19 protein-coding genes are annotated in these 19,292 nt (G+C 64.0%); 3 read left to right on the plus strand and 16 right to left on the minus strand.

Features of this window, described 5'->3' with window-relative positions; all coding sequences use genetic code 11:
• Nucleotides 1-6: 6 nt before the first annotated feature.
• From J2Y63_RS28880 to J2Y63_RS28900, 5 genes are read right to left on the minus strand one after another with little or no spacing between them, the layout of a single operon-like run.
• Nucleotides 7-1,350, minus strand: a complete 1,344-nt coding sequence (locus J2Y63_RS28880) for a bifunctional folylpolyglutamate synthase/dihydrofolate synthase (protein WP_435268942.1) — start codon at nt 1,348-1,350, stop codon at nt 7-9.
• A 24-nt stretch (nt 1,351-1,374) separates the two neighbouring features.
• The gene (gene accD, locus J2Y63_RS28885; RefSeq protein ID WP_435268943.1) at nt 1,375-2,286 is read right to left on the minus strand and encodes an acetyl-CoA carboxylase, carboxyltransferase subunit beta; all 912 of its coding nucleotides are present in this window, start codon (nt 2,284-2,286) and stop codon (nt 1,375-1,377) included.
• 39 nt (nt 2,287-2,325) lie between these two features.
• The gene (trpA, locus tag J2Y63_RS28890; protein ID WP_435268944.1) at nt 2,326-3,165 is read right to left on the minus strand and encodes a tryptophan synthase subunit alpha; all 840 of its coding nucleotides are present in this window, start codon (nt 3,163-3,165) and stop codon (nt 2,326-2,328) included.
• 1 nt (nt 3,166) lies between these two features.
• Nucleotides 3,167-4,387 (minus strand): tryptophan synthase subunit beta, encoded by a 1,221-nt coding sequence (gene trpB / locus J2Y63_RS28895; protein WP_435268945.1) that lies wholly within the window; start codon nt 4,385-4,387, stop codon nt 3,167-3,169.
• A complete protein-coding gene (locus tag J2Y63_RS28900) occupies nt 4,384-5,058 on the minus strand; it encodes a phosphoribosylanthranilate isomerase (RefSeq protein WP_256120433.1) in 675 nt (224 codons plus the stop codon). The genes trpB and J2Y63_RS28900 overlap by 4 nt, the downstream gene beginning before the upstream one ends.
• Nucleotides 5,059-5,199: 141 nt before the next feature.
• Here J2Y63_RS28900 and J2Y63_RS28905 point away from each other — a divergent pair, with 141 nt between their 5' ends.
• Nucleotides 5,200-5,394, plus strand: coding sequence for a YqaE/Pmp3 family membrane protein (locus tag J2Y63_RS28905; RefSeq protein WP_256120434.1), 195 nt, complete (start codon nt 5,200-5,202; stop codon nt 5,392-5,394).
• Between the two features lie 13 nt (nt 5,395-5,407).
• On the opposite strand, the gene J2Y63_RS28910 is transcribed toward J2Y63_RS28905, so the two are convergent.
• The 9 genes from J2Y63_RS28910 to J2Y63_RS28950 form a co-directional block, all read right to left on the minus strand.
• Nucleotides 5,408-6,169, minus strand: a complete 762-nt coding sequence (locus J2Y63_RS28910; RefSeq protein WP_435268946.1) for a M48 family metallopeptidase — start codon at nt 6,167-6,169, stop codon at nt 5,408-5,410.
• 100 nt (nt 6,170-6,269) lie between these two features.
• A complete protein-coding gene (locus J2Y63_RS28915) occupies nt 6,270-6,707 on the minus strand; it encodes a DUF2852 domain-containing protein (protein ID WP_435268947.1) in 438 nt (145 codons plus the stop codon).
• A 128-nt stretch (nt 6,708-6,835) separates the two neighbouring features.
• Nucleotides 6,836-8,125 carry a polyhydroxyalkanoate depolymerase gene (gene phaZ / locus J2Y63_RS28920; protein WP_435268948.1) on the minus strand — a complete coding sequence of 430 codons (1,290 nt, stop codon included), beginning with the start codon at nt 8,123-8,125 and terminating at the stop codon, nt 6,836-6,838.
• A 197-nt stretch (nt 8,126-8,322) separates the two neighbouring features.
• On the minus strand, nt 8,323-9,339 hold the full coding sequence (locus J2Y63_RS28925) for a zinc-binding alcohol dehydrogenase family protein (protein ID WP_435268949.1): 1,017 nt from the start codon (nt 9,337-9,339) through the stop codon (nt 8,323-8,325).
• A gap of 1 nt (nt 9,340) precedes the next feature.
• Nucleotides 9,341-10,315 (minus strand): ABC transporter permease, encoded by a 975-nt coding sequence (locus J2Y63_RS28930; RefSeq protein ID WP_256120439.1) that lies wholly within the window; start codon nt 10,313-10,315, stop codon nt 9,341-9,343.
• A gap of 87 nt (nt 10,316-10,402) precedes the next feature.
• Nucleotides 10,403-11,956 carry a sugar ABC transporter ATP-binding protein gene (locus J2Y63_RS28935; RefSeq protein WP_435268950.1) on the minus strand — a complete coding sequence of 518 codons (1,554 nt, stop codon included), beginning with the start codon at nt 11,954-11,956 and terminating at the stop codon, nt 10,403-10,405.
• Between the two features lie 88 nt (nt 11,957-12,044).
• A complete protein-coding gene (locus J2Y63_RS28940) occupies nt 12,045-13,031 on the minus strand; it encodes an ABC transporter substrate-binding protein (protein WP_435268951.1) in 987 nt (328 codons plus the stop codon).
• A 209-nt stretch (nt 13,032-13,240) separates the two neighbouring features.
• Nucleotides 13,241-13,687 carry an RbsD/FucU family protein gene (locus J2Y63_RS28945; RefSeq protein ID WP_435268952.1) on the minus strand — a complete coding sequence of 149 codons (447 nt, stop codon included), beginning with the start codon at nt 13,685-13,687 and terminating at the stop codon, nt 13,241-13,243.
• Between the two features lie 27 nt (nt 13,688-13,714).
• Nucleotides 13,715-14,734: an aldo/keto reductase gene (locus J2Y63_RS28950; RefSeq protein ID WP_435268953.1), complete on the minus strand. Its 1,020-nt coding sequence runs from the start codon at nt 14,732-14,734 to the stop codon at nt 13,715-13,717.
• A 190-nt stretch (nt 14,735-14,924) separates the two neighbouring features.
• Between J2Y63_RS28950 and J2Y63_RS28955 the strand changes: the two genes are divergently transcribed.
• The gene (locus J2Y63_RS28955; RefSeq protein WP_435268954.1) at nt 14,925-15,803 is read left to right on the plus strand and encodes an FCD domain-containing protein; all 879 of its coding nucleotides are present in this window, start codon (nt 14,925-14,927) and stop codon (nt 15,801-15,803) included.
• 10 nt (nt 15,804-15,813) lie between these two features.
• The gene (locus J2Y63_RS28960) at nt 15,814-16,905 is read left to right on the plus strand and encodes a mannitol dehydrogenase family protein (RefSeq protein WP_435268955.1); all 1,092 of its coding nucleotides are present in this window, start codon (nt 15,814-15,816) and stop codon (nt 16,903-16,905) included.
• On the opposite strand, the gene J2Y63_RS28965 is transcribed toward J2Y63_RS28960, so the two are convergent.
• Entirely contained in the window at nt 16,899-17,696 is a 798-nt protein-coding gene (locus J2Y63_RS28965; protein ID WP_435268956.1) for an aldolase/citrate lyase family protein, read from the minus strand. The two genes, J2Y63_RS28960 and J2Y63_RS28965, sit on opposite strands and share 7 nt — an antisense overlap.
• A gap of 68 nt (nt 17,697-17,764) precedes the next feature.
• Complete coding sequence (gene gabD, locus J2Y63_RS28970; protein WP_435268957.1) at nt 17,765-19,216, minus strand: NADP-dependent succinate-semialdehyde dehydrogenase; 1,452 nt, start codon at nt 19,214-19,216, stop codon at nt 17,765-17,767.
• Nucleotides 19,217-19,292 lie beyond the last annotated feature (76 nt).

Genomic DNA, 19,292 nt, shown 5'->3' on the forward strand with positions numbered 1-19,292 from the left:
TTCGTTTCAGGTGGGGGGCGTGCCGTTGTCGGCGAGCACATCGCCGACGAGATAGAGCGAGCCGCCGATCAGGATGCGCGGCGGCACCGAGTCTTCCTCGGTAATGCGGCCGATTTCGGCAATGGCATCGGCCACCGTCGAGAGCGGCTCGACCTCTAGGCCGGCGCGCGCTGCGTCATCGGCGAGCGACACCGGGTCTAGGCCGGCATCCGAGCCGCGGATCGGCACGGTGAAGACGCGTTCCGCGAGGCCGCGGAACGGCTCGAAATAGCCGACCGGGTCCTTCGTGTTGATCATGCCCGTAACGAGGAAGAGCGGACGCGGATCGCGTTCCTCGAAATTCGCCATCGTCTCGGCAATGACCTGCCCGGCACCAGGATTGTGCCCGCCATCGACCCAGATCTCGCTGCCGCGCGGCGCAAGCCGCATCAGCGCGCCGTCCGTCAGGCGTTGCAGGCGGCCGGGCCATTCGACGCGGGCAAGGCCCAGTTCCAGTGCGTGCTCGGAGATGGCGAAGCCGGCGGCCTTGACGGCGCGGATCGCCGCGGCGGAATTACCATATTGGTGGCGGCCCGGCAGGCGGGGCAGCGGCAGGTCGGCAAGGCCGAATTCGTCCTGGTAGACGAGGCGGCCATATTCCTCATGTGCCATGAAATCCTGGCCGTAGACGGCATGCGGGCAGCCGAGCCGTTCGGCCGTCTCGATCAGCACGTCGCGCGCGGCCTCTTCCGACTGGTAGCCGATGACGACGGGCACGCCGCGCTTCATGATGCCGGCCTTTTCCGCCGCGATCAGTTCGACACGGTCGCCAAGATAGGCCTGATGGTCGAGCGAAATCGGCATGATGACGCAAACGGCGGGGCGCGGCATGACATTGGTTGCATCGAAGCGGCCGCCGAGGCCGACCTCGATGATCGCCACATCCGCCGGGTGCTCGGAAAAGAGCACGAAGGTGACGGCCGTCAGGATTTCGAAGACGGTGATCTTCTGCCCGCCATTGGCCTCCGCCACGCGGCGCACGGCATCGGCCAGCACGGCGTCTTCCACCAGCTGACCCCGGCCGCCCCTGACGCCGATACGGTAGCGCTCGTGCCAGTTGACGAGGTGCGGAGACGTGTGGACGTGGACGCCGAGGCCTTGCGCCTCCAGGATCGAGCGGCAGAAGGCGGTGACGGAGCCCTTGCCGTTGGTGCCGGCCACATGGATGACCGGCGGCAGTTTCAGATGTGGATCGCCGAGCGCGGACAGGAGCCGCGTGATCCGGTCCAGCGAAAGATCGAACCCCTTGGGATGGAGACCGAGAAGTTTTTCGATCTCCGCTGCCGCTTCGCTGACCGTGACCATCGACATGCTGCCCTCGCGCGGTGCGGCTTTTTACTGCGCCGCGATGGCGACGGCGCCGTTCGTGACGACCGGCAAGGACACCGTTGCGGGCTTCTTCATCAGGATCTTCAGAAGACGCGCCAGCGTGTCGGGAATGTCGTGACGCTTGACGACGAGGTCGACCATGCCGTGTTCCAGCAGGTATTCCGACGTCTGGAAGCCCTCGGGCAGCTTTTCGCGGATCGTCTGCTCGATGACGCGTTTGCCGGCAAAGCAGATTTCAGCACCCGGCTCAGCAAGGTGGATATCGCCCAGCATGGCATAGGAGGCCGTGACGCCGCCGGTCGTCGGGTTGGTAAGCACGACGATATAGGGAAGGCCGGCCTCCTTGAGCATCTCGACCGCGACCGTGGTGCGCGGAAGCTGCATCAGCGAGAGGATGCCTTCCTGCATGCGCGCGCCGCCGGAGGCGGGGAACATGACAAGCGGGCACTTTTCGGCGATGGCACGCTCGAAGGCCTTGATGATGGCCTCGCCGGCGGCAATGCCGAGCGAGCCGCCCATGAAGGCGAACTCGTGCACGACAGCGACGAGCTTGACGCCGCGCATCTTTCCGACGCCGGCGAGGATCGTGTCTTCCAGGTCGGTCTTGGTGCGGCTGTCGCGCAGGCGGTCCGTGTATTTCTTCGAATCACGGAATTTTAGCGGGTCCTGCGCCACCTTCGGCTGCTGCAGGGACTCGTAGACGCCGTCATCGAAGAGGTCCTTGAGACGCGCCTTCGCCGGCATCTTCATGTGGTAGCCCGAAGCCGGGATGACCCACTTGTTTTCCTCGAGATCGCGGTGAAACACCATCTCGCCGGTTTCCGGGCACTTGATCCAGAGATTTTCCGGAACATCCCGGTTGGGGCGGCCAAGCATCGAGTTGATCTTGGGCCGAACGTAGTTCGTGATCCAGTTCACGGTCTAGACTCCCGTTTTATCCCGTCCCATGTGGGGACTTTATTCCGCCGCCGCAAGGCGCGATGCACGCACGCCCGAGGCGAGGCTCATCACCAGCGTCTCGACACCGGCAACGGTGGCGGCGCTGGCCTTGCCATCCGCGGTGAGGCTGGAGGCGATCTGGTTGACGATGGCCGTGCCGACGACGACTCCATCCGCGGCGGCACCGATGGCGCGCGCATGTTCCGCCGTCTTCACGCCGAAGCCGACGCAGACCGGCAGCGCCGTATGCGCCTTGATGCGGCCGACGGCACCGCCGATCAGCGACGGATCCGGCAGGGCCGAACCCGTAATGCCGTTCATCGAGACATAGTAGACGAAGCCGGAGGTGTTCTTCAGCACGGTCGGCAGGCGCTTTTCGTCCGTCGTCGGCGTTGCGAGACGGATGAAGTTGACGCCCTTGGCGACGGCGGGAATGCAGAGTTCGTCGTCCATTTCCGGCGGCAGGTCGACGACGATCAGGCCGTCGATGCCGGCATCGAGCGCGTCGTCGAGGAAGCGGTCGACGCCGTAGATATAGATCGGGTTGTAGTAGCCCATCAGCACGATCGGCGTCGCATCGTCTTCCCGGCGGAAGTCGCGGGCCATCTGCAACGTCTTGGCGAGCGTCTGGCCGGCCTTCAGCGCGCGCTGGCCGGCGAGCTGGATGGCGGGGCCATCGGCCATGGGGTCGGAAAAGGCCATGCCGAGCTCGATGACGTCGGAACCGGCCTTGGGCAGCGCCTTCATGATCTCCAGCGAGCTCGCATAATCCGGATCGCCGCCCATGAAATAGGTCACGAGGGCCGGGCGGCCGACGGCCGCGAGATCCGCAAAACGTTTGTCCATGCGTGCGGTCATCTTAAAGCTCCATGCCGAGGATCTTGCCGACGGTGAAGATATCCTTGTCGCCGCGGCCGGAGAGGTTCATCAGGATGATCTGGTCCTTGCCCATTTTCGGCGCACGCTTGATGACTTCGGCAATGGCGTGGCTCGGCTCCAGTGCCGGAATGATGCCTTCGAGCCTGGTCAGAAGCTGGAAGGCTTCCAGCGCCTCGTCGTCCATGATCGGCACATATTCGGCGCGGCCGATCTCGTGCAGCCAAGCATGCTCGGGGCCGATGCCGGGATAGTCGAGGCCGGCGGAGATGGAGTGGCCTTCCTTGATCTGGCCGTCGGCATCCTGCAGCAGATAAGTGCGGTTGCCGTGCAGCACGCCCGGCGAACCGGCGGTGAGCGAGGCACAGTGCAGGTCGCCATCGAGGCCCTTGCCACCGGCTTCGACGCCGACGATCTGGACGCTCTTGTCGTCGAGGAAGGGATGGAAGATGCCGATGGCGTTGGAACCGCCGCCAACGGCCGCGATGACCATATCCGGCAGGCGACCTTCGGCTTCGAGAATCTGCTCGCGGGCTTCCGTGCCGATCACCGCCTGGAAATCGCGCACCAGCTCCGGATAGGGATGCGGGCCGGCGGCGGTGCCGATCAGGTAATAGGTGTCCTCGACATTGGTGACCCAGTCACGCAGCGCCTCGTTCATGGCGTCCTTCAGCGTGCCGCTGCCGGCGGTGACGGGGCGAACCTCCGCACCGAGCAGCTTCATGCGGAAGACGTTCGGTGCCTGACGCTCGACGTCGGTCGCGCCCATATAAACAACGCAGGGGAAGCCGAAGCGCGCGGCGACGGTGGCAGACGCCACGCCGTGCTGGCCGGCACCAGTTTCCGCGATGATGCGCGTCTTGCCCATGCGCTTGGCGAGCAGGATCTGGCCGATGCAATTGTTGATCTTGTGCGAACCGGTGTGGTTCAGCTCTTCGCGCTTGAAATAGATTTTTGCGCCGCCAAGATGCTCCGTCAGCCGTTCGGCGAAATAAAGCGGGCTCGGGCGGCCGATATAATGGGTGCCGAGATGCTTGAGTTCGGCCTGGAAGGCGGGATCGGTCTTCGCCTTGTCCCATTCTTCCTGAAGCTCGAGGATCAGCGGCATCAGGGTTTCGGCAACGAAACGACCGCCGAAAATGCCGAAACGGCCGTCCTCGTCCGGACCTTCCCGGTACGAATTCAGGTTGGGTGACTGGTTCACTTGCCTCTCCCTGCGACGGCGGTCTCGCGTTCCGCTTTTCTTGCCGCTTCAAAAAACGCTTCGATCAGGCCGAGATCCTTGACGCCCGGGGCGCTTTCGAGCCCGGAACTGGCATCGATGCCCGGCGCGCCGGTGAGCTCGATGGCCTCGGCGAGGTTATCCTTGTTCAACCCACCGGAAAGCATGTAATCGACGCTTCCGTCAAGCAAATGCATCAGCGTCCAGTCGAAGGACACGCCATTGCCACCCGGAAGCTCGGAGCCCGCCGGCGGCTTGGCATCGAACAGGAAGCGATCGGCAATGCCGATATAGGGCTCGACCTTCTTCAGATCATCCGCGTCGCGCACCGAAAGGGCCTTCATGACCGGCAGGCCATAGACCGCTTTGACGTTCAGCACGCGTTCCGGCGTTTCGCTGCCGTGCAATTGGAGAATGTCCGGCGAGAGCTGGTCGACGATCTCGTCGAGCGTGTCATTGTCGGCATTGACCGTGACGGCGACAATTTTAACGCGGCCGCGCACGCGGTCTGCCAGACGCCCGGCATCCGACGGCTCAATGTTGCGGGGGCTCTTGGGAAAGAAGATGAAGCCGATATGGCTGGCACCGAGCGAAACGGCCTTGTCGACGGCCTCCTCGGTCTTCAGTCCGCAGATTTTAATGTCGAGTTTCATGGGGAGGGAAGTCGCACGATTTTCCCGAAGAGTCGAGCCGAAAGACGGCGGTGGATCGCCCGAAACCGGCAACCAAACCGGCACCCTTGCATGGGCGCCAGGCGGACCCATATTCACAAAAGACATCGACCGGAGACCTCCATGCGGCTCATCATCGCCATCCTTCTGCCCTTCCTCGTGTTTTTCACCATCGGGCGGCCGATCGCGGGCATTATCTGCCTCATTTTGCAGATCACGCTGATCGGCTGGCTGCCGGCCGCCATCTGGGCCGTCTATGCGCTCGGGCAGTATAATACCGACAAGAAAATCCGCGACGCCCTCGCTGATCGTCGCTGAATTCTGAATAGCGTCAGCCGAAGTCCACCGCGTGCAACAGGCTGCCATTGCGCTTCAGCCAGCGCTTGGCGTCTTCCATGCCGGGGCAGAGCTGCTCGCAGAGCGTCCAGAAGGCCGGGCTGTGGTTCATCTCGCGCAGATGCGCCACTTCGTGCGCGGCGAGATAATCGATCACATGCGGCGGCGCCATGGCGATGCGCCAGGAGAAGCTGAGCGCGCCATCCACCGAGCAGGAGCCCCAGCGGCTGCGCGTGTCGCGCAGCGTCAGCGACTTGACCCTCTTGCCGACGCGGCCGGCGTGAACCGCGACCAGTCGATCGAGCTCCAGCCGCGCTTCCTTCTTCAGAAAATCGCTGATGCGGCGCGGGATGCTTTCTTCCATGCCGCCGACGCGCAGCACCGCCTCGTCCTCGATGATCAGGGCCTCCGTCAGGCCGCGCAGCCGGCCCGTCGCCTCGATGCGGTGCGAGACGCCGCGGATCATGACATAGCCGCCGTCGGCCAGCTCGTTGGTCGAGCGGAACTTGGCGAGCTTCGTCATCAGCCAGCCCTGATGGCGATCGAGGAAATCGCGGATATCGCGCTCCGGTACGCCATTCGGCACCGTCATGCGCAGCGCCCGGCCGCCGGGCTCGATGCGCAGCGTCAGCCGGGTCGCGCGCAGGTCGCGCCGGATGGTCAGCGGCAGGCGCCGGCCATTGACGTCGAGTTCGCGCGTCTCCGGCGGAGGCGGCGTCTTCAGGGCCTTGCGGGGCTTGCGAAGCGAGGAGAACATGGCACCTTTCATAGCCGATTCGGGCCCGACTGAAACGCCTCAACGAAAAACCGGCGCACGAGGCGCCGGTCGGTCGTCACGAAGAAGCCGGAGACCGGCTTCACGTCGCCGGGAAGCCCGGGACGTCGCCGTGGCCGGAGGCGCGGCGTTCGCGCATGAAGCGGTCGAACTCCTCCTGGTCCTTGGCGCGGCGAAGCTCGCGGACGTAGGAATCGAATTCTTCGCGCATCTCGTCGAGCTTGCGGCGCTCCTCATCGAGGCGCGACAATTCGGCATCGCGCCAGTCGTCGAAGGCGACATTGCCGGTGGCGCTGCGGAACGAGGAACCGCCGCGGCGGCCACCCCATTTGCTGCGGCAGGAGGCGAACAGGCCATCAACCGTTTCGTTGGCATCTTTCTTAAAGGATTTCAGGCGATCGCCGAAGATGATGTAGGCAAGCATGGCTAGGCCGAGGGGCCAGAACACCACGAAGCCGAGCACCATCAGGGCGATGGTCGCAGGCGTCCAGTCCGGACGGATAAGCGCTGACTGGTTCATGTGCAATCTTCCTCACGATCGGCGGAAACCACCCTGGTTTCCGATGATTCCGATGTGGGCAGAGCACGGATCGCGTTCAAGACAATGCCCGGTAAATTCGGGCAAGTGCCTGAAAGCGGCCCAGAAAATCAGGCGGCAGCGCCTGATTTTCCGCCCTTGATGACACGCGGCACCGCCTTTGCCTTCTCGCTGCGGGCATGCTCGGCGATGAAGGACAGGATGCGCGGCGCGATTTCCTTGCGGAAGCGCGAGCCGTTGAAGACCCCGTAATGGCCGACATCCGGCTGCATGTAGTGCATGCGCATGTCGTCCGGAATGTTGGTGCAGATGGTCTGCGCCGCCTGGGTCTGGCCGACGCCGGAAATGTCGTCGTTCTCGCCTTCGACGGTGAGCAGCGCCACCTTGCGGATCGCCGCCGTATCGACGGGACGCGTGCGGTGCATCATCTCGCCCTTCGGCAGCGCATGTTTCATGAACACGGTCTCGACCGTCTGGAGATAGAATTCCGCCGTCAGGTCCATGACCGCCAGGTATTCGTCGTAGAAATCGCGGTGTTTTTCGGCCGCATCGCCGTCGTTCTTCACGAGATGGGCGAAGAACTCCTTGTGGGCGACGACGTGGCGGTCGAGGTTCATCGACATGAAACCGGAAAGCTGGAGGAAGCCCGGATAGACCATGCGCATGAAGCCCGGCTGCGGCCACGGCACCGGCATGATGACATTGTCGCGGAACCAGTCGATCGGCTTTTCTTCCGCCAGCTTGTTGACGGCGGTCGGGTTGATGCGCGTGTCGATCGGCCCGCCCATCAGCGTCATGGTCGAGGGCGACAGCGGATCGTCATCGGCTTCCATGACGGCAACGGCGGCCAGCACCGGCACGGCCGGCTGGCAGACGGCGATGACATGGGTATCCGGCCCCAGCGCATGCAGCATCTGGATGACATAGTCGATATAGTCGTCGAGATCGAAGGTGCCGTCGGAGAGCGGCACCATGCGCGCGTCGATCCAGTCGGTGATGTGCACTTCCGCATGCGGCAGCAGCGCTTCGACGGTGCCGCGCAGCAGCGTCGCATAGTGGCCGGACATCGGCGCGACGATCAGCACTTTCGGATCGCGGCGGTGGCCGGCCGGCAAACAGCGCTCGAAATGCACGAGATTGCAGAAGGGCTGCTTCCAGACAACCTTCTCATGCACGGAAATGGTCTTGCCGTCGATGAGCGTGGTCGGGAGGTCGAATTCAGGCTTGCCGTAGCGCCGGGTGGAGCGTTCGAGGACCTCGAAGCCCGCGGCCATGGTGCGGCCGAAATAGGTGTGCGAGACCGGATTGAGCGGGTTGCGGAACGCCATCCGTATCTGGTCCGCGACGGCGCGCCAGGGCGCCATCATCGCATGGTTCATTTCATAGAGCTGATAATACATTGAACGCGACACCCCGTCTTGGACAGTGCAGGCCGGAATGGCCGCCTCGTCCGGATCATCCCGGTTTCCGCAGGTGCGAAAGACTAACACGTTTTCGCTGCGGAGCAACAGACCGGAACCGACCGGTCCAAGAGCATGGTAGGCCCCAGACCTTTCGCGGACATGAACAAATCCGGCGGGTGCGAGATCACGCCGCCCTATGCTGCAACGCGCACAATGGCCTTGATGAGACCCGATTTTTCCGTCGCCCAGCGGGCGAGGTCCACGGGCACGCGGTCGAGCGTGGTGCGGTGCGTGACGAGCGCTTCGACCGGCACCTGGCCGGCGCGGATATTTGCCATGACATGCTCGAAATCGGCGCGCGTGGCATTGCGGCTGCCGACCAGCGTCATCTCCCGCTTGTGGAATTCCGGATCGGAAAAACGGATCTCGTCCTTGACGACGCTGACGAGCACCAGGGCGCCGCCATGGGCGACATAGGCGAAGGCCGCCTCCATCGATTTTGCATAGCCCGTCGCGTCGAAGACGACATCGAAACCGTCGCCACCGGTCGCCGTGGATACCCCTTCGGCGGCTGTCTCTCCCGCGAGAATGCCGCTTGCGAAACCAAAACGCTCCGCCGCAATGGCGAGGCGTTCGGCGGACGTGTCCATCAGCGTCACTGCATGGCCGGCGATACGCGAGAAGAGCGCGGTGCCGAGGCCGATCGGGCCGGCGCCGATGACCAGCGCCCGAGACCCGGCCGACGCTTGCGAACGGCGGACCGCGTGGGCACCAATCGCCAGGAACTCGACGGTCGCGGCCGCTTCCAACGATAGACCCTCAGCCGGATAAAGATTGTCCGCCGGGAGCGCGATCTCCTCGCAGAAGGCGCCGTCCGTGTGTACGCCGAGCACGCGGATCGCCATGCAACAGTTCGGCTTGCCCCGCCGGCAGGCGACGCAGGTGCCGCAGGACAAATACGGGTTGACGACGACGGGAGCGCCGACGGCAAACGCGCTCGTGCCGGGATCGACGACGGTGGCGGAGACTTCGTGGCCCATGACTCGCGGGTATTCGAGGAACGGATGTTTGCCCTCGAAAATATGATAGTCGGTGCCGCAGATGCCGACATGGCTGATGGCGAGGCGCACCCACCCTTCGGCAAGCGTAGCCGGATTCTCCCGTTCGACCGCCTCCAGGCGGCCGGGCTCGACACAGACGATTGTCTTCATCTCAACGGCTTCCGCGGCGGCGCAGCTGGTCGAAATAGACGATGACGATGATCAGCAAGCCGGTGATGATGCGCTGCCAGAACGAGTTGACGTTCAGGAGGTTCGCGCCGTTGTTGATGGTCGCCAGGATGAAGGCGCCGAGCAGCGGCCCGTGCACCGAACCGACCGCGCCGAACAGGCTGGTGCCGCCGATAACCGAGGAGGCGATCGCCTGCAATTCCCAGCCCTCCGCCTGCGTGGCATTGCCGATGCCGATGCGCGAGGCGAGCAGCAGGCCGACGAAGGCGGCGCAGGTGGCGGACAGGATATAGGCGAGATAGATCGTGCGGTTGACATTGACGCCGGAAAGCCGCGCCGCCTCGGCATTCGAGCCGACTGCGAAGAGATAACGCCCCCAGCGCGAGAGGTGCAGAAAGACGAAGGCCGGGATCGCCACCAGGATGACCATCCAGAACAGGCTCGGCACGCCGAGGAAATCGGTGCGCGAGAAGTTGGTGAAGCCTTCATGGTTGATCGAGATCGTCGAGCCGTTGGTGATGAGCAGGCCGATGCCGCGCAGCGAGGTGAGCGTGGCGAGCGTGATGATGAAGGGCGGCAGGCCCATGCGCACGATGCCGAAACCATGGAAGGCGCCGATCGCCACGCCCATCAGCAGCGTCAGGATGATCGCCGCCCAGAGCGGCACGCCCGCCTGGAGCAACCAGGCGACGATGACGCTGGTGAAGCCGACGATGGCGCCGACCGAGAGGTCGATGCCGGCGGTGATGATCACGAAGGTCTGGCCAACGGCCAGGATCGCCGTCATGGCGCCCTGGCGCAGCAGGTTGCTGATATTGTTCGGCGACCAGAAGGCATTGGTCGACAGACCGAGCAGCAGCCAGAGGAACAGCAAAAGGCCGAGCAGCGTCAGGCCGAGCAGGATGTTCGTGCCCTTCTTCGGTGCCGGTGCGCTTTCCGTCGTCGTCTCCACGCTCATGTTTCTTCTCCTTTGTCGCGCGGCGGCACTGCATGTTTTCACGCAATCCCGGACGCAAAACCGCTTCGCACTTTTGCTGGTATTGCTCTAAATGCCGATGGCCTGGGTCAGGACGTCCTCGTGCGAGGCCGCCCGGTGGTCGTGGCTGGCGACGAGCCGGCCGCCGCGGAACACATGCAGCCGGTCGGAAAGCTCGTAGACCTCCGGCAGGTAGGACGAGATCAGGATAATGCCGGCGCCCTTTTTCAGGAGTTCGCCGAACAGGCGGTAGATTTCCGCTTTGGTGCCGACATCGACGCCGACCGTCGGCTCATCGAAGATGAACAGCCTGGCGCCGTGGCTGAGCCACTTGCCGATAACGATTTTCTGCTGGTTGCCGCCGGACATGGCGGAGGCGAGCACGCGGCGCGACGGCGTCTTGATGCTGAGGTTGCGGATCTGCTGGTCGGCATTCGCCGCCTCGTCGCCCTTGCGGATCAGGAGCCCCGAACTCAACCGCTTGAGGATCGGCAGGTTGATGTTGAGGCCGATCGGCAGGTTGAGGCAGAGACCCTGGTCACGCCGGCTTTCCGGTGCCAGCGCGATGCCGAGCTCCATGGCGTCGCGTTCATTGCGGATGTCGACCTTCTTGCCATCCCAGAAAACTTCGCCGGCGGAAAGCGGCTGGCGACCATAGAGGCCGAGCGCGAATTCGCTGCGCCCGGCACCAATCAACCCATAAAGACCGACGATTTCGCCGGAACGCACCGTCAGAGACACATCCTCGAAGCCGGGTCCCGAAAGCCCCTTCGTCTCGACGATGGCCTTGCCGATCGGCACTTTTTCCTTGTGGTAGATCTGCTCGATCGTGCGGTTGATCATCAGCGCGATCAGCTCGTTGTCGTTGGTCTCGCTGATAAGGCGCGTGCCGACATGGGTGCCGTCGCGCAGGACCGAGACACGGTCGGCAAGCTCGAAGACCTCTTCCATGCGGTGGCTGATATAGACGATGGTCACGCCCTGATCGCGTAGCCGGCGAATGAGCCGGAAAAGCTGGGCGGATTCCTGGCGCGTCAGGTAGGCGGTCGGTTCGTCGAAGATGAGGAAGCGGATGCCGCGCATGGCGGCCTTGGCGGTGGCGACGAGCTGTTGCTGGCCGATGGTGAGGCTGCCGAGCAGGGCGCCCGCCGGCAGCAGGAAGCCGAGATCGTCGAGCACGGCCTGCGCCGCACGCTCCATGGCGCCCTTGCGCATCAGGCCGTAGCGATCCATCTCGTCGCCGAGAAACATGTTCGCCGCGACGGAGAGATGCGCGCAGAGCACGACCTCCTGGTGCACGGCATTGATGCCGCGCTTGATGGCTTCGGTCGGTGTCGCGAGCTGCACGGGTTTGCCGCACCAGAAAACCTCGCCCGCCGTGCGCCGGATAACCCCGGTAAGGAGCTTTATCAGCGTCGATTTGCCGGCACCGTTCTCGCCGACGATGGCGTGGATTTCGCCCGCCAGGAACGTCACCGTCGCCGGCTTCAGCGCTTCGACGAGGCCGTATTTCTTTTGAAGCCCGCGCAGTTCGAGGATCGGCGCGCCGCGCGGCACCGTTTCGGATTCGGCGAGTTTCGCCTCGTCTTCGTGCCGATGGCTGAGCTCTTCAAGGCTGCTCATCGCTGTCTCCTCCCGACTGCGTGGAAAGCGTCCCGCCCGGATCATGCGGCCCGGGCGGGAGATCGTCAAACGCGCTGCGTGAAACCGATCAGATCTTCGGGTTCAGCAGGGCATCGATCTTCGGATCGGCCATGTTTTCCTTGGTCACGAGGTTGGCGCCCGTATCGACGAAGGTTTCCACCTTCTCGCCCTTGGAAACGGCGAGCGCCGTCTTCACGCCGTCATAGCCCATGCGGTACGGATCCTGCACGACGAGGCCGGCGAGCACGCCCTCCTTGAGGAAGCCGACGGTCTTTTCGTCGCTGTCGAAGCCGATGACCTTGATCTTGTCGCCGAGCTTGTTTTCCGCGATCGCCTGGCCCACGCCCTGCGCCATGATGAGGTTGGAGGCGAAGACACCGACGAGGTTCGGGTTGGCGGTGATGAGGTCGGTCATCATGTTGAGGCCGGTGGTCGCTTGTCCGTCCGCATATTTGTCGGCAACGACGCTGAGGCCCGGATACTTGGTCTTGATCTCATCCAGGAAGCCTTCACGGCGCTGGTCGAGCGAGCCGACGCCCGGCAGGCTGGTGATGATGGCGATCTCGCCCTCTTCCTTGCCCGTCGCGGCCTTGACCGCCGCGGCGAGGCCATCGGCGGCGATGCGGCCGCCCTGCACATTGTCGGTCGTCAGGAACGAGGTGAAGGCCTTGGAATCCGCGCCCGAGTCGATGCCGATGATCGGCACGGACTTCGCCGCTTCATCGACCGGCTTGCCGAGCGCCTTGAACTCCGTCGGCGAGATGACGACGGCGGCCGGGCCGCCCGCGACGGCGTTTTCGAGGATGCTGATCTGGCCGTTGATGTCGGATTCCGACTGCGCGCCGAGCTCCGGCACATTGACGCCGAGATCCTTGCCGGCGGCGCGGGCACCCGCAAGCACGATCTGCCAGTAGAAGGACGTGGTGTCCTTGACGATGATCGGGATGGTGACCTCCTGCGCGAAGGACGCGGCAGGGGCCATGGTGGCGAGGACTGCGGCACCCGCCAGCGCCGTAAAGGCGCGGCGAGACAGAAGCGATCTTACAATGCTCATCAGATTTCTCCTCTCTAGTGCTCCCTGTTGCTTATGCGATCGCGTCGCAGGAAGCGGACAACTCGATCTTTTATCGATAAAAAACAGTATTGCTTCACGCTATACCCGCCTGCCCTCCTTGGCAAGCAAGCAATCCCTTGCAAAAAACCGTGTCCTTTCAGGCATTCCAGTCATCGCCATCCGTCCTCCCAAACGGTGGCTGCAGGCGTTCAGACCCGGTAGACCTCATGCGGGTGCACGACACCCTTTTTCAGAATGATATTGCCATAAAGCCGGAATTCCGTCGTGGCGACAATATAGGCGGCCTTCTTCGCCATCTCGTAGAAGGCGAAGCGCTCGACAGCATGCACCGTGAAGTCGCCGGCCAATCGACGAACGAGATCCTGGAAGGTGACGCAGATGTCCGGCACCGCCGCTGGATCGCCGACGACCTCCATGCGCCAGGCGGCCTCGGGCACGAAAGTATCGAGCGGCATATGGGCAAGGATGGCCTCGGTGATCGACACCGCATCGACGCCGTCCGCCCGGATCACCTCGGGGCCGAGAAAACTCGACGGAAAATTCGCGTCCGCGATGACGATGTCGTCACCATGGCCCATGGTCGAGATCGCGTACAGCAGGTCCGGCCCGAGCAGCGGATGAATACCCTTCAACATGGTTCTGCCGATCCTCCCAGATCGAAATCATTGCCGGACGGCGTCGTCTCCCAGTTCCGGCGCAACGAGTATATGCGGCTCGAAAGCCGGATAAATGTCTTTCGAAAACGTCATGCGCGCGAGCGCCATATTGCGGTGAAGGCTTTCCGGCTTCGCCGTGCCGAGAAGCACGCAGGCGACGGAAGGATGCTCCAGCGGAAATTTCAGCGCCGGTGCGGCGAGCGGCACATGCTGCCCGCGCGCGATCTCCATCATCGCGCGCACCTTGCCCGCCACCTCCGGCGTTGCCGGCATATAGTCGAAATGCGCGCCTTCGACCGGCCCCGTCGCCAGGATGCCGGAATTGAACACGCCGCCCACCACGAGGGAGGTGCCCTTCTCCTCGCAGAGCGGCAGAAGTTCCGCGGCCGCGGAACGGTCGAGCAGCGTATAGCGCCCGGCAAGCAGGATGCAGTCGAGATCGGCATGCCGCAGCACATCCAGGCAGACCGGCACCTCGTTGACGCCAAGCCCGTAGGCCTTGATGGCGCCGGAGGATTTGAGTTCGTCCAGCGCCTTCAAGCCGGAGTCGAGAAGCGCGCGCAGGTGAAAGGCGTTGCGCTCGGCACCATGCGTATAGACGCCGATATCGTGCACATAGAGCATGTCGATACGGTTCAGCCCGAGCCGCGCATGGCTGAGTTCGACCGAGCGCATGATGCCGTCATAGCTGTAGTCGTAGCGCACATCGAAGGGCAGCGGATCGACATAGCCGTAGGCCGGCACCTTGTCGTCGGCAACGGGCACCATGATGCGGCCGACCTTGCTGGACAGCACGTAGCTGCCCTTCGGCTTGTCGCGCAGGAAATCGCCGGTGCGGCGCTCCGCCAGGCCGAAGCCATACCAGGGCGCGGTGTCGAAATAGCGTACGCCCTCCTGCCAGGCGGCATCGAGCGTCGCCATCGCCGCGTCGCGAGGGCAGGCCCGGTAGAGCCCGCCAAGCGCTGCGGTGCCGAAACCATATTCGGTCACGGCCAGGCCTGTCCTGCCGATGGTCCGCGTCTTCATGCATCCTCCCGGCCGGCGTCCTCTCGCCGGCATTTGTCTTTTATCGGCAATAGACAGATCGTCGTCAATGGGTAATATGCACGAAGGAGGAAACGGAGGATGCCGACGGCGGACGCGATGCGGCTGGTCGCCTGGTCATTTGCCCGATCAGCCATTAAGGGACGCGACATCCCAGGAACCGGCGGCACCCATGGCCAAACAGAACAACGTCTTCAAGGACGCCTTCAATCGCTGCGTCAAGCTGCTCGAGCAATCGGCAAGCCTGCCCTCGGAGCCCGAGCTTGGCGCCGCGCTCGGCGTCAGCCGCACGACCGTGCGCGCGATCCTGACCCGGCTTGAAGATGTCGGGCTGCTCGCCTGGGAGAAGCGCCGCAAGATTGTGCTGCGCAAGCCGCTCGCCTCTGACTATTTTCCGACGGAAGAGACGGATTCGCTCTCCGAAATCATCGAGCGCAGCTTCATGCGCCGGATTCTCGCCGGCGGCGCGGAGCCGGGTATGCAGATCAACGAGCTGGAACTGGCGCGCGAGATCGGCATCGGCACCACCAGCGTGCGCGAATTCCTCATCCGCTTCAGCCGCTTCGGCCTCATCGAGAAGCGGCCGAACAGCCATTGGGTGCTGAAGGGCTTTACCCGCGAGTTCGCGCTGGAACTGACGGAGGTGCGCGAAATGTTCGAGCTGCGCTCGGCCGCCGCCTTCGCGCGCCTGCCGGCAGAGCATCCCGCCTGGCTGGAGCTCGATGCGATCGAGGCGGTGCACCATTCCATTCTCGGCGATATCGAAAATCGTTACCTGGATTTTTCCGAGCTGGACGAGCGCTTCCACCTCTTGGTGCACCGCGCTTCGAAGAACCGTTTCATCGTCGATTTCTACGACGTCATCGCCATCGTCTTCCACTATCACTACCAGTGGAACAAGACGAATGCCCGCCAGCGCAATGCGCGGGCCATGGAGGAACACCTCGTCTATATCGCGGCGCTGCGCTCGCGCGATCCCTCGCAGATCGAGGATGCCTGCCGGCGCCACCTGAAATCGGCGCGCGAAACCCTGCTGCAATCCATCAACTGACGAGACCGCCATGCGCACACCCATCCTGCAATTCGGAACCAGCCGCTTTTTGCAGGCCCATGCGGATCTCTTCGTCGGCGAAGCGCTGGAGAAGGGCGAGGCGCTCGGCCGCATCACGGTCGTGCAGACGACGGGCTCGCCGGAGCGCGCCGGCCGGCTTGCGGCCCTTGCAGCACCGGGCGGCTTTCCGGTGATCGTGCGCGGGCGCAAGGACGGCCGGGAGATCAACCGCGAACAGCGCGTCACCAGCGTCGCGCGTACGCTTTCGGCGGCGAGCGACTGGGACGAGGTCATCCGGATTTTTTGCGACGAGGCCGAGGTCGTGCTCTCCAATACCGGCGATACCGGCTACAGGATCGGGCCGGTCGATCTCGCCGGCACCGTGCCGGCCTCCTTTCCGGGGAAGTTGCTGGCGCTGCTGCATGCCCGCTTTCAGGCGGGCGAACGCCCGGTTACCATGCTGCCCTGCGAACTCATCTCGCGAAACGGCGAGGTGCTGAAGCGGCTCGTGCTCGGGCTGCAAGCCGATCGTTACCCGGATTCCGCATTCTCGGCCTGGCTATCGGAGAAGGTGATCTGGGCGAATACTCTGGTCGACCGGATCGTTTCCGAGCCCATCAAGCCGGCCGGCGCGATTGCGGAACCCTATGCGCTCTGGGCGATCGAAAACCAGCCGGGCCTGACGGTGCCGTGCAGACACGCAAACGTTCTCGTCGTCGACGACCTGACGCCCTACGAAAAGCTCAAGCTGCACATCCTCAATCTCGGTCATACGGTGCTGGCGGATATCTGGATGAAGGAAAACCGGCCGGCTGACGAGACGGTAAAAGTGATTCTTCGCGATACCGGCATTCGCGAGAGGCTTCTAACGATCTATCGTGATGAGGTGATTCCGGGTTTCGCCGCCAAAGGACTGGGCAAACAGGCGGAAGACTATGTCGCGGCAACGCTGGAGCGCTTCGACAATCCGTTTCTCGAACACCGCATGCGCGAGATCGCCAACCACCATGCGGAAAAGCTGGTTCGCCGCATCGTCGACTTCAAGGCCTGGACGCCGGACGTGCCGATGCCCAGGCTCACGGCCATCGCGGCCGCTCAGTAGCCGCTGCGTTCGCCGGTCTTCTCCTCACCCAGGAAGCGGCGGCGCAGGCCGTCTGCCGCGGAGACGAGGCAGGTGACGTCGGTGCCGATCGCCATGAAATCCGCACCGAGATCGCGGTAGATTTCGGCCTGCGGCAGCGACACGGTCATGATGCCGCGCGCCTTGCCCGCCGCCTTGATGCGCTGAAAGGCATCGGTGATCGCCGCCAGCACCTCCGGCGCGCCGGGATCGCCGAGCAAGCCCATGTCGGCTGCGAGGTCCGACGGGCCGATGAACAGGCCGTCGACGCCCTCCACCGCGGCGATCTCGTCGATCGCGGCAAGGCCCGCCCGGCTTTCGATCTGCACGATCAGGCAGATTTCGTCATTGGCGGTCGCGAGATAGTCCGGCACACGGTTGAAATCGCTCGCGCGCCCGAGGCCGGCGCCGACGCCGCGAATGCCATGGGGCGGATAGCGTACGGCGCGCACCAGCGCCTCCGCCTCGGCCGCCGATTCGACCATCGGAATGAGGAAGGTCTGCGCACCCTGATCGAGTAGCTGCTTCAACAGCCAGGCCTCGCCCATCGGCGGGCGCACCATGGCGTGGCTCGGCGAATGACGCAGCGCGCCGATCTGCGCGCTGATCAGCGGCATGTCGTTCGGGCCATGTTCGCCGTCGATCAGCAGCCAGTCATAGCCGCTGCCGGAGAGGATTTCCGCGGCATAGGCGCTGCCGAGCGCCACCCACAGGCCGAGCTGGAACCGGCCTTCGCGAAGGGCTGCCTTGAAGGCGTTTCTGGGTGCTGCCACGATCTTTTCCCTCTCAAAACGGAAACCGGCCGGCGTGATGCCGGCCGGGTCTTCACAATCAATGCTGCTCAGGCAATGCCGCCGAGGCAGACATATTTGACTTCCATGAACTCCTCGATACCGTATTTCGAGCCTTCGCGTCCGAGACCGGACAGCTTGACGCCGCCGAAGGGCGCTTCCGCCGTGGAGATCAGGCCGGTATTGACGCCGACCATGCCATATTCCAGCGCCTCGGCGACGCGGAAGACGCGCGACAGTTCCTTGGCGTAGAAATAGGAGGCGAGGCCGAATTCCGTGTCGTTCGCCTGGGCGATGACGTCGTCCTCGTCCTTGAAGCGGAAGAGCGGCGCGACCGGCCCGAAAGTCTCTTCGCGGGCGACGGCCATGTCGGTCGTCACGTCGGCGATGACGGTCGCCTCGTAGAAGGTGCCGCCGAGCGCATGGCGCTTGCCGCCCTGCACGACCCGGCCGCCCTTCTTCAGCGCGTCGGAAACGTGTTCCTCGACCTTTTCCAGCGCCGACTGGTCGATCAGCGGGCCGAGCACCACGCCTTCGTCAAAACCGTTGCCGGTCTTCAGCTTGCCGACGGCGGTGGCGAGCTTTTCGGAAAAGGCGTCATAGACCGCATCCTGCACATAGATGCGGTTGGCGCAGACGCACGTCTGGCCGTTGTTGCGGAACTTGGCGATCAGCGCGCCTTCGACGGCCGCATCGAGATCCGCATCGTCGAAGACGATGAAGGGCGCATTGCCGCCGAGTTCGAGGCCGAGCTTCTTGATGGTCGGGGCGCACTGCTTGTAAAGCTCGGCGCCTATTTCCGTCGAGCCGGTGAAGGTGAGCTTGCGCACGATCGGGTTGGCGGTCATCTCCGCGCCGATCTCGCGGGCCGAGCCCGTGATGACGCTGAACAGGCCGGCGGGCAGGCCGGCGCGCTCGGCGAGGATGGCTATGGCAATGGCGGAGAACGGCGTCTGCGAGGCGGGCTTCAGCACCATGGCGCAGCCGGCGGCAAAGGCCGGGCCTGCCTTGCGGGTGATCATGGCATTCGGGAAATTCCAGGGCGTGATCGCCGCGACGACGCCGATCGGCTGCTTCATCACCAGCAGGCGCTTGTCCTTCTGGTGGCCGGGGATGATGTCGCCATAGACGCGGCGCGCCTCTTCGGCGAACCACTCGACGAAGCTTGCGCCATAGACGATTTCACCGGTGGCTTCCGCCAGCGGCTTGCCCTGTTCCATCGTCAGGATGCGGCCGAGGTCGTCCTTGTTCTCGATCATCAGATCGAACCACTTGCGCAGCACGGCCGAGCGTTCCTTGGCGGTGCGGGCGGCCCAGCCCTTCTGGGCGGCGGCAGCGGCGTCGATCGCTTCCTTCGTCTCCTTTGCGCCCAGTTTCGGCACGTAGCCGACGAGTTCGCCGGTCGCGGGGTTCTTCACCGCTATGCCGCTCGAATCCGCTTCGATCCAGCGGGTGCCCACCAGGGCTGCCTGGCGAAGCAGGCTCGGGTCTTTGAAGCTCATCGGATATCTCCCATTTCGCGATGCCGTTCTGACGTGTTCGCCAAGCGTTATATTGCCTCCGCCCCCCGTTCGACAA

It is taken from the genome of Shinella sp. BE166 (assembly GCF_051201095.1).
GTDB classification, from domain to species: Bacteria; Pseudomonadota; Alphaproteobacteria; order Rhizobiales; family Rhizobiaceae; genus Shinella; species Shinella lacus.

Bases quoted from the DNA above. Each gene is read 5' to 3' on its own strand.
- J2Y63_RS28880 (WP_435268942.1), bottom strand. From the start codon at position 1,350: ATGTCGATGGTCACGGTCAGCGAAGCGGCAGCGGAGATCGAAAAACTT.
- trpA (WP_435268944.1), bottom strand. From the start codon at position 3,165: ATGACCGCACGCATGGACAAACGTTTTGCGGATCTCGCGGCCGTCGGC.
- J2Y63_RS28900 (WP_256120433.1), bottom strand. From the start codon at position 5,058: ATGAAACTCGACATTAAAATCTGCGGACTGAAGACCGAGGAGGCCGTC.
- J2Y63_RS28905 (WP_256120434.1), top strand. From the start codon at position 5,200: ATGCGGCTCATCATCGCCATCCTTCTGCCCTTCCTCGTGTTTTTCACC.
- J2Y63_RS28910 (WP_435268946.1), bottom strand. From the start codon at position 6,169: ATGTTCTCCTCGCTTCGCAAGCCCCGCAAGGCCCTGAAGACGCCGCCT.
- J2Y63_RS28915 (WP_435268947.1), bottom strand. From the start codon at position 6,707: ATGAACCAGTCAGCGCTTATCCGTCCGGACTGGACGCCTGCGACCATC.
- phaZ (WP_435268948.1), bottom strand. From the start codon at position 8,125: ATGTATTATCAGCTCTATGAAATGAACCATGCGATGATGGCGCCCTGG.
- J2Y63_RS28925 (WP_435268949.1), bottom strand. From the start codon at position 9,339: ATGAAGACAATCGTCTGTGTCGAGCCCGGCCGCCTGGAGGCGGTCGAA.
- J2Y63_RS28930 (WP_256120439.1), bottom strand. From the start codon at position 10,315: ATGAGCGTGGAGACGACGACGGAAAGCGCACCGGCACCGAAGAAGGGC.
- J2Y63_RS28935 (WP_435268950.1), bottom strand. From the start codon at position 11,956: ATGAGCAGCCTTGAAGAGCTCAGCCATCGGCACGAAGACGAGGCGAAA.
- J2Y63_RS28940 (WP_435268951.1), bottom strand. From the start codon at position 13,031: ATGAGCATTGTAAGATCGCTTCTGTCTCGCCGCGCCTTTACGGCGCTG.
- J2Y63_RS28945 (WP_435268952.1), bottom strand. From the start codon at position 13,687: ATGTTGAAGGGTATTCATCCGCTGCTCGGGCCGGACCTGCTGTACGCG.
- J2Y63_RS28950 (WP_435268953.1), bottom strand. From the start codon at position 14,734: ATGAAGACGCGGACCATCGGCAGGACAGGCCTGGCCGTGACCGAATAT.
- J2Y63_RS28955 (WP_435268954.1), top strand. From the start codon at position 14,925: ATGGCCAAACAGAACAACGTCTTCAAGGACGCCTTCAATCGCTGCGTC.
- J2Y63_RS28960 (WP_435268955.1), top strand. From the start codon at position 15,814: ATGCGCACACCCATCCTGCAATTCGGAACCAGCCGCTTTTTGCAGGCC.
- gabD (WP_435268957.1), bottom strand. From the start codon at position 19,216: ATGAGCTTCAAAGACCCGAGCCTGCTTCGCCAGGCAGCCCTGGTGGGC.